We start from the raw sequence: 9,648 nt of genomic DNA on the forward strand, positions 1-9,648 counted from the left end.
TGTTTTATGTTAGTTTCACATATTCATGTAATGCGCCCTTACCTCTCTGTTTTTGGTAAGTAAGGGCTAATAGTCAATACGTTATTTTTTTGTCACGCTTTGGCTTTGCGTAATCTCACGCTGTTTCCAGAGCTTAAAGATTGCAGGCAACACCAGTAAGGTAAGCAGTAGTGCAGAAGCCATACCACCTATCATTGGCGCGGCGATTCGTTGCATCACTTCTGAGCCCGTTCCCTCGCCATACATAATTGGAATGAGGCCAATGATCACCGTAAGTACTGTCATCATCACTGGGCGAACACGCAGTCCTGCACCCTCACGAATCGCATCCGTTAAGTCTTCACTCTGAAGTGCTTGCTGGTTCTGCTCCGCATCCAATTTTTTGTAGTGCCATGCTTGGTTTAGGTAGACCAACATAATGACGCCTATCTCAATAGCTACCCCGGCAAGGGCGATAAAGCCCACACCCACCGCAATCGAGAAGTTGTAATTGAGGACATGCATCAGCCATAAACCACCCACCATTGCGAGTGGCAATGTCAGCGTGATCATCATCACTTCACCGACACGGCGGAAGCTCAAATACAGCAGCAACATAATAATGGCAATGGTGATAGGCACGACCACACTTAAGCGATCTTTGGCGCGTTCCATGTACTCGTATTGACCAGACCAAGCCAGTGAGTAACCCGCAGGAAAAACAATTTGATCGGTAACGACTTTTTGTGCCTCTGCCACATAAGAACCAAGGTCACGCCCTTCGATATCCACGAACACCCAACCATTAGGACGCGCGTTCTCCGTCTTAATCATTGGTGCCCCATCTTCATAGCGAATATCCGCGACATCAGACAAAGCAATTCGCGCTCCATTTGGTGTCACTAACGGCAGGTTCTGCAGCTTAACGACAGAATCACGATAGCTTTGTGGGTAACGGACATTGATTGGGTAACGCTCTAGCCCCTCAACGGTTTCGCCCACGTTCATACCGCCAACTGCGGTCGAAATAACCTGCTGAACCTCTTTGACGCTTAATCCGTAACGAGCAGCAGAGCGGCGCTTGATGTCTATCGTGACATAGCGACCACCAGCCACACGCTCAGCGTAGACAGAAGCCGTACCACTCACGCTATTGAGGATGGGTTCAAGTTGAGAGCCAATATCCTCAATCACGCTCAGATCTGGGCCTGCGATTTTGATACCAATTGGCGTTTTAATACCGGTCGCCAACATGTCGATACGCGTTTTGATTGGCATGACCCAAGCGTTGGTCAAACCGGGGAATTGAATCAGATCATCAAACTCTTTACGCAGAGACTCCGTAGTGACACCGTCACGCCACTGTTCTCGCGGTTTAAGCTGAATAACCGTTTCAATCATGGTTAACGGTGCAGGATCGGTTGCTGTCTCTGCTCGGCCAATTTTGCCCCACGTGGTTTCGACTTCTGGAATGGTTTTGATGAGTTTGTTGGTTTGTTGCAACAACTCACGCGCTTTACCAATTGAGATGCCCGGATACGTGGTTGGCATGTACATCAAATCCCCTTCATCCAAAGGAGGAATGAACTCACTACCAAGCTTACTGGTTGGGTAATAAGCAGACGCCATTAAGCCAAGTGCGATAACAATCATCACCTTGGGATACTTGAGGCTGAGGTTCAGAAGCGGTTTATACATCGCCACTAGGCTGCGGTTTACTGGGTTTTTGTGTTCAGGTAGCACGTTGCCACGAATGAAGTAACCCATTAGCACAGGCACAAGCGTGATAGCCAAACCGGCTGCAGCGGCCATTGCATACGTCTTAGTAAACGCAAGTGGCGAGAACATCTTGCCCTCTTGCCCTTCTAGCGCGAACACAGGCACAAAACTCAAGGTAATGATAATCAGAGAGAAGAACAGCGGCGCGCCAACTTCTTCTGCTGCCTTACCAATCACTTGCCAACGGTTTTTGTCAGTGAGCGGAGTCCGTTCAATGTGTTTATGAACGTTCTCAATCATCACTATGGCACCATCCACCATGGCGCCAATCGCAATCGCTATACCGCCAAGAGACATGATATTGGCGTTAATACCCTGCCAATGCATCACAATGAATGCACCCAAGATACCAACAGGCAGGCTTAGTGCGATAACCAGTGATGAGCGGATATGGAACAAGAACAGCGCACACACCACGGCGACCACGATGAACTCTTCAGCCAGCTTCTTCCAAAGGTTTTCAACGGCTGAATCAATCAAAGTCGAACGGTCATAAGTCGCGACAATCTCGACACCATCAGGTAAGCCAGCTTGCAGTTCAGCGAGTTTGGATTTAACCGAGTCGATCACTTCACTGGCATTTTCACCAAAGCGCATCACGATAACGCCGCCAACCGCCTCGCCCTCACCATTGAGTTCCGAGATACCACGACGCATTTGTGGGCCAAGGTTAATATCGGCAATGTCGCCCAATAACAAAGGAGTACCTTTGTCAGTCACTTTTAGCGGCAAAGATTGAATGTCTTCAATGCTTGTCAGGTAACCGGTGGTACGAACCATATGTTCGGCTTCCGCAATCTCAACAACAGACGCTCCTGTTTCTTGATTACCATCTTGGATTGCCTTGTTGACTTGCTGAAGCGTTAGGTCGTAAGCACGTAACTTGGCAGGATCAATCTGTACTTGGTACTGCTTCACCATGCCACCAACGGTCGCCACTTCAGACACGCCTTCTACAGTTTGCAATTCATACTTCAAGAACCAATCTTGCAAACTACGAAGTTCCGCTAAGTCGTGCTGACCTGTTTTATCTTGCAACACGTAGCTGTAAACCCAGCCCACACCGGTTGCATCGGGTCCTAGTGTTGGCTTGGCACTCGATGGCAAGTTAGGTGCAACTTGGCTTAAGTACTCCAACACTCGTGAACGTGCCCAGTACATATCGGTATCGTCATTGAAGATGATATAGACATAGGAATCACCAAAGAACGAGTAGCCACGAACTGTTTCAGCACCCGGTACAGCTAACATGGCGGTGGTCAATGGATAGGTCACCTGATCCTCGACCACTTGTGGGGCTTGCCCCGGATAACTGGTTTTGATGATCACCTGAACATCTGACAAATCAGGAATGGCATCGACAGGTGTATTTTTAACGCTGTATAAGCCGCCAAATACGATGGCTACAGTAGCAACCAACACTAAGAAGCGGTTGCTAATAGACCAGCGAATGATTGCATTGATCATAGTTCGCCCTCACCCGTGCTATTCGTCGGTTCGAGAGATTTGAGCACATAATCAGAACCTTGCTTCGCCACTAGAAACCGAATGGTTTGACCCTCGGAAAACTCAGATAAATCAAGGTCATCACTGGCTTGGAAATTCATTTCACCCGCTTTCCAATTCCACTCAGGGACTGGCTGATGTTTTACGGTGATCATGCCAAAATCTGCCATCAACATAGTGATGTCACCCGTTACCCAAACTTCGCCAGCGATCTTGTGTTTGTTCACCTTGTAATCCACAACCTCGTACTGCCCTGACTCTGTCTTTCTCATCTCAAAGTCAATTGCCTTACCACGTTGCACGTCACTCATGTCCAAGCCTTCCACAAAGGTGAAATTCATCACCATGCCCGGCCAATCCCATTCTGGAACAGGCTGATGGTTAATCGTCACCATACGGCTGCCTTGCATAACATCGGAAATTTCACCGTTTGCCCATACGGTTTCCGCTTCTTCCTCAACACCATTGATGCGTGACAGATCAGCTGATTGGCTCGATTCAGAATCCAACATGAAGTGTGCAGAAGTGACAATACTCTCACCTTGCTCTAGCCCTTGAAGCACCTCTATTTTTTCGCCAGCTTCACGACCAACCTCAATACGAGCAGAGCGATACTTGCCAGAACCTTCTGACATCACCACTCGAGTCATACCACCGGAGTGAATCACCGAAGATCTTGGGATAGTAAGAACCGCTTCATCACTAATGGGTTTCAGCGCAATATTTGCAAACATATTTGGCTTAAGCTCGCCATGGGGATTGGAGAACTTCAAACGAACGCGCAAGGTTCGAGTTTTCGGGTCCAGAATTGGGTAGACATAATCGACGTTGCCCTGCCACTCCTTACCGGGAATCGCATCCAGTGTCATTTCGGCATTGCTGCCTGATGAGATCCAGTGTGCTTGGCGCTCAAACACCTCAGCATCAACCCATACCTCGCCTAATGGGCCAGCACTGATCACCGCTTGTGCAGGTGAAAGATAACCACCTTCTCGAATATTCAGGCTAGCGATGACACCATCCGCAGGCGCTTTGATTTCGATGGTTTGCGAGGCTTTCCCTTTACGAGCGATGGATCGTATCTGCGCTTTATCTACACCTAGGGTGACCAAGCGTTCAGTCGAGCCCTTGATCAAACCTTTACGACCCGTTTTATAAGCACTGATCAACTCTTCTTGTGCTTTAACAAGCTCTGGAGAATAGAGTGTGAAAAGTACATCACCTTTGTTTACCTTCTCACCCACTGCGTTGATGTAGAGCTTCTCAACCCAACCAGCTGCTCTTACGTTGGTTTGCCACAATGTACTTTCATCGAACGCCACATAACCCACGGTTTCAATGCGCGGTGATAGCGCTTCTCGTGTGACTTGTGCGGTTTTCACGCCAAGGTTATTTTCCACGGAAGAATCAATAAACACGGTTCCGGGCTTATCTTTAGCTCCGCCGTTCACATCGTCTGCATACACAGGGATAAGATCCATCCCCATTGGCGACTGGCCCGGCTTATCACGCTGATAATTTGGGTCCATCGGAGCTACCCAATACAAAGGCTCATCGCTGGCCTGTTTACTTACATCTGCGCCTGTACTCGTTGCCATTGCTGACATGTTATGTGTTGGATTAATTAGAAAATGGTTCACACCAAAACCCAATGCACCACCGACCAATAAAGCGATTGTTGCTACTTTTACTGTACTCATTGTCTATTCCCTTATTGATTGGCTGTGTGTTTAGTTGCGCTTGAGCTGAGTTGTGGTTGGTTTACTTGGTATTCAAAGCCACTGACTAACGCCGCCAGTTTGCTGTTAACGATGTTGAGATCGGTGATCAAACGTTGTTGCTCTAACTTAAGCGCCAGCTCATCGGTCGTTGCTAAAATGACATCGTTAAACTGAGCGGTATTGTTTTGATAGCCCCTTTCAACCGCGCTGATTCGTGCTGCGGTTTGAGGAAGCAAGGACGTTTGATAGCGATCTAATCGCTGGATCAGATTTGATCTGTCCACCAGCAATGCGTTCACTTGCGCGTTCATTTGGGAAAGTAAGGTGTCTTTTTGAGATTTGGCCGCACCAACTTGATACTGAGCAGCCGATAAGTTCTTATCTTGTCGGCTCCCTGTAAACAGCGGGATGTCGACTGTCAGATAAGCACTCACCAGGTCAGAAGCAGGTTCACCCGCCATGTTATTGGCTTGACGGTGTGCATACATCACTTCCACCCCAAACTGCGGGGTATAAGCTTGCTCGGCTAACTCGACCTGAGTTTGATTGGAGGAAATACTGACATCGGAGATCTTAACCAAAGGATGGTCAGTCAGTAGCTGGTAGTGCTTGGTTGAATCGATATTGGTCGCTAATTTGCTTTCCAACAACGACCAATCGATTTGGTTAGTTGCATTCAGTGTGCCCTGAGAATCAAGAACCTGAGAGCCTAGCCAATCAGAACCCAACCATTCAGAAAGCTGAGAGATTAGACGACGCTGAACCTGCTGGTTTGCCTGAAGTTTCTCATCAAGCTTACTCACTTGAAGCTGAGCGTTAAGCAGATCTTGCGCTTCACTTTTACCAATCGAGTAATTGGTTTGTACATAGTTTTCAAGCTCAACCAACAAACGACGATTTTGACGAATCACCGACTCAGCCTTTTGCTGATAACCTAACTTAAGCCAAAGCTGCGTCATGCTATTCGCAACCGTCAATTCTCTTGCTTGCACCTGCAAAGCTAAAGCATCAGCCTGCTGGCCTGCCTTTTTCTGTTGGAGGTTAAGCGTATCGCCACGCTCAAACTGCTGCATCAGCCCTACCGATATATTGGTCATCGGGTCTTCATCGAATTGAAAGCTATCGACAGGCAAACCGCCAAATCCAACTTTCAATTTCGGGTCCATTAAGGTCGAGCTGGCAATGCCCGTTTCTCGCATCGCTTGAGACTGAGCAAAGTACTGTTTGCGATTTCCATCTTCGCTTAACGCTATCTCAATCAGTGTATTGAGTTGCTGCGTCGAGCTTGCTTGGTCATGTGCTGAAATGTGTTGAGCATTTGAAGCTGACGCCGTGGTAGCCGCGAGCGTAGCACTTGAAAACAAGGCCATAGGCAAGGCAGCAGCAACCACTAAGCTCGTGTTCATGACAAACACAGAGGTTGTTGGTTTCATATTCACAATGAATGTCCATATCTAGCGCTAATTAGCGCATAAAAAAGAATGGCTTATCAGGTTTATCTAACTGATATAGCTGTATTTTTAGATATAGATTTATGCGGAAGGTGGGCGTAGCAAAGATTGAGCGCGTGCGACTTTCTGGCCAATCGTGACCGATTGAAAACGAGCTAATGAAAAGGAAAGTTGATCAACGGCTTGAACAGCCTGGATTGGATAGGGACTTGCAGAACACATTGAGGCACAGCAATCGGCACTCGAACAATGGTTACCCATCATCGGACTGCCGTCTTCGCTCATTGAAGACATATCGAATTGAGCCATCAAAGCATGGGCACTCATGTTAGAGTCTTCAGCGTGTACTTCTTCACTCATCACATGACACCCTGCCATTGAATCATTAACCGAAGTATCGCTGTGGTAACAAGCCGACTTGCTCGACCCCATTTCCATCATCATTACTTCAGTCATCAAGGCTGAGGAGCTTGAGGCATAGCTAGACATCAACATCGCAATGATGCTGAAAACAATAATCCAAGTTTTTCGGAATGTGTTTGTCATAGTTTACCTTTGAATTTACAACGCAACTATAAACGTTCCCCTTAGGGTAAGGTCAATGCCATTGTGCCGATATTTACCTGACCGTTGAAAAAGTATTCATCCTCTCTTTCATCAAAATGAGATAATTCTTCGACTTTGCAGTTTTTTCTTTAAAAATTATCCAATTAGCTAGCGAAACCTCTATCTGTGTATTTTACTTAAGATAGTGCAACCACGATTCACGGATGATAAAAATGGCTAACAAAAAAAACGTCGAAGCAAACAAGAAAAATACAGAAATCAAAAATAAGAAAAGTAACAAGCTAGAACAAAAGAAACCAACACAAAAAAAGAAGCGCAGACTGCATTCACATCTAAAAGTGAATATCCCACTTTTTCAGTCACTCATTATGATTTTGCCATCATTGGCTAAACACGCTGCTGCAGAAAGTATAGACAATTCCAGCGACGCTGCAGATCAAGTAACCGCAAATAACGTGACCGAAAAAGATGTCACCGATGACCATAGCAAGGCGGACTCATCAGCGGTTGCTCTCCAAAAAGCTCAGACGAGTGACAGCGACGTAAACTCCACCTTAAGTGCAAGTCATGCCGCCCATGGTTCGAGCTCTCACTTGGTTCCTTCTCATCATTTGTCGACGCTTTCTCACCCGCAAGTCCATTACATTCCTTCGGTATCGATGCCGACTATCTCCTCAGGGAGTAACGGTCAGCCGACTCATTCGAATGCGTCTACGACGCCCGCTTTACCTGTCACTTTTATGCCAGAAGTCATAAAAGGTACCTACGGAGAGCTTCATGTTGATGCAAATGGTCAATACACATTCGTATTGAATCCAAATTCTCCTCAATACATCCTGTTAAACCAGCACCAACCAGGTACTGATCATTTTGCGTTACATCTATCTAACGGCTCGAGCATCATTGTTCAGATACCGGTAACAGGTAAGCAAGACACGCCAAATATTTCTGGAGACTTAACAGGTGTGGTAACAGAAGATCACAATATTGATTCACAAGGCTTGTTACATGCGAACGGCAAAATCGATGTCATAGACCCTGACCAAAATGAAAGTTCGGTTACGCCGGAAGTTATCTCAGGTAAATATGGTTCATTAACTATCGATGCTGATGGACATTGGCAGTATCAAGTTGATAACTCGCTCTCTAATGTTCAAGCTTTAACCGCAGCCACTTCACTGCATGAAAGTTTCACAATTCACACCAAAGATGGCACACCGCAAACGATCGATATGACGATTGGCGGAAACGACGACAATGCCGTAATTACGGGTGTGGATGCTGGCACGTTAACTGAAGATTTAACGACACAAGTTCAAGGGCAGCTTTCGGTAACGGACTCTGATCTTGGAGAGGACCACTTTCAAGCCTCACAAGTGACTAGTAATTTCGGTACGCTAAGCATCACCAAAGACGGTGCGTGGACATACAATTTAGACAACAATAACCCAGTAGTTCAAAGACTTGGCCAAGGTTCAACTGCGACAGACATCGTCACTGTTCACTCTGCCGACGGTACACCTCACAACGTAACTATCAACGTGAGAGGCACTAATGATAATCCAGTAGTAAGCAGTCAATCTCCACACCTCCCCTCAAAGGCAAATATTAGTGCACCTCCTTCGGGACTGGGGAAAACCATATATGAGGATGTAAATGTGCAAAATGGCCATTTACATACCGGCGGTCAATTACATGTTGATGATAAAGACTTCAACGAATCAACATTTTTGCCTGAGAATCTACATGGGGCTTATGGCGAATTAAAACTTACGAGTCAAGGCACTTGGTCTTACATTGCTAACAATAACAATCCGAATATAGAACAACTGAATAATGGCGACACGCTAACCGAGCGCTTTAAAATACATACAAAAGATGGATCGGTATTTGAACTTAATGTTTATATCAATGGCACCAACGATAAAGCGACGGTCAGTACAGCAACGGTCAGTATAGATGAAACCGACAGAGCGGTAACGGCTTCAGGTACGCTAACCAGTACTGACGTGGATAACGCCGATAATACGTTCACACCGAATTCCATTTCAGGCACTAACGGTGACCTGACTATTGACGCCAATGGTCATTGGAGCTTCACAGCTAACAGCGCGTTTAATCAATTAAACGTTGGCGACAAAGTCGAAGAAACCTTCACTGTGTCATCTGTTGATGGCACACCGTCGACCATCAAGGTGACGATTAATGGCACTAATGATAAAGCTACTGTCAGCAGTGCGACCGTTGCCATCGATGAAACCGACAAAGCGGTAACTACCTCAGGAACCCTAACCAGCACCGATGTTGATAATCCAGATAATGCATTTACGCCGGATTCTATTTCAGGCACCAATGGCGACCTTATTATTGATGCCAATGGTCATTGGGTGTTCACCGCCAACAGTTCGTTTAACCAATTAAACGTCGGCGATAAGGTCGAAGAAATCTTCACGGTGTCGTCTGTTGATGGCACCCCTTCGACCATTAAAGTTACGATTAACGGCACTAATGACGCAGCGACAGTCAGTACCGTAACAGTCAGTGTGGATGAAACGGACAGCGCCATAACAACTTCTGGAACCCTCACCAGTACCGATGTTGATAATCCAGATAATGCATTTACGCCGGATTCTATTTCAGGCACC

General features: G+C 46.5%; 5 protein-coding genes. 1 reads left to right on the forward strand and 4 read right to left on the reverse strand.

Going from position 1 to position 9,648, the window contains the following annotated elements:
* Positions 1 to 81: 81 nt before the first annotated feature.
* From A6D97_RS04915 to A6D97_RS04930, 4 genes are all read right to left on the reverse strand, one after another.
* Complete coding sequence (locus A6D97_RS04915) at positions 82 to 3,225, reverse strand: efflux RND transporter permease subunit (RefSeq protein ID WP_065583935.1); 3,144 nt, start codon at positions 3,223 to 3,225, stop codon at positions 82 to 84.
* Positions 3,222 to 4,964: an efflux RND transporter periplasmic adaptor subunit gene (locus A6D97_RS04920; protein ID WP_065583936.1), complete on the reverse strand. Its 1,743-nt coding sequence runs from the start codon at positions 4,962 to 4,964 to the stop codon at positions 3,222 to 3,224. Before A6D97_RS04920 ends, A6D97_RS04915 begins: the two co-directional genes overlap by 4 nt.
* Before the next feature lie 11 nt (positions 4,965 to 4,975).
* The gene (locus A6D97_RS04925) at positions 4,976 to 6,418 is read right to left on the reverse strand and encodes a TolC family protein (RefSeq protein ID WP_065583937.1); all 1,443 of its coding nucleotides are present in this window, start codon (positions 6,416 to 6,418) and stop codon (positions 4,976 to 4,978) included.
* A 99-nt stretch (positions 6,419 to 6,517) separates the two neighbouring features.
* A complete protein-coding gene (locus tag A6D97_RS04930) occupies positions 6,518 to 6,982 on the reverse strand; it encodes a hypothetical protein (RefSeq protein ID WP_017059270.1) in 465 nt (154 codons plus the stop codon).
* Between the two features lie 233 nt (positions 6,983 to 7,215).
* On the opposite strand from A6D97_RS04930, the gene A6D97_RS04935 reads away from it, so the two are divergent.
* A partial coding sequence (locus tag A6D97_RS04935) for a VCBS domain-containing protein (protein ID WP_240492691.1) occupies positions 7,216 to 9,648 on the forward strand: 2,433 nt, incomplete at its 3' end.

It is taken from the genome of Vibrio sp. ZF57 (assembly GCF_001691235.1).
Classification (GTDB): Bacteria; Pseudomonadota; Gammaproteobacteria; order Enterobacterales; family Vibrionaceae; genus Vibrio; species Vibrio crassostreae_C.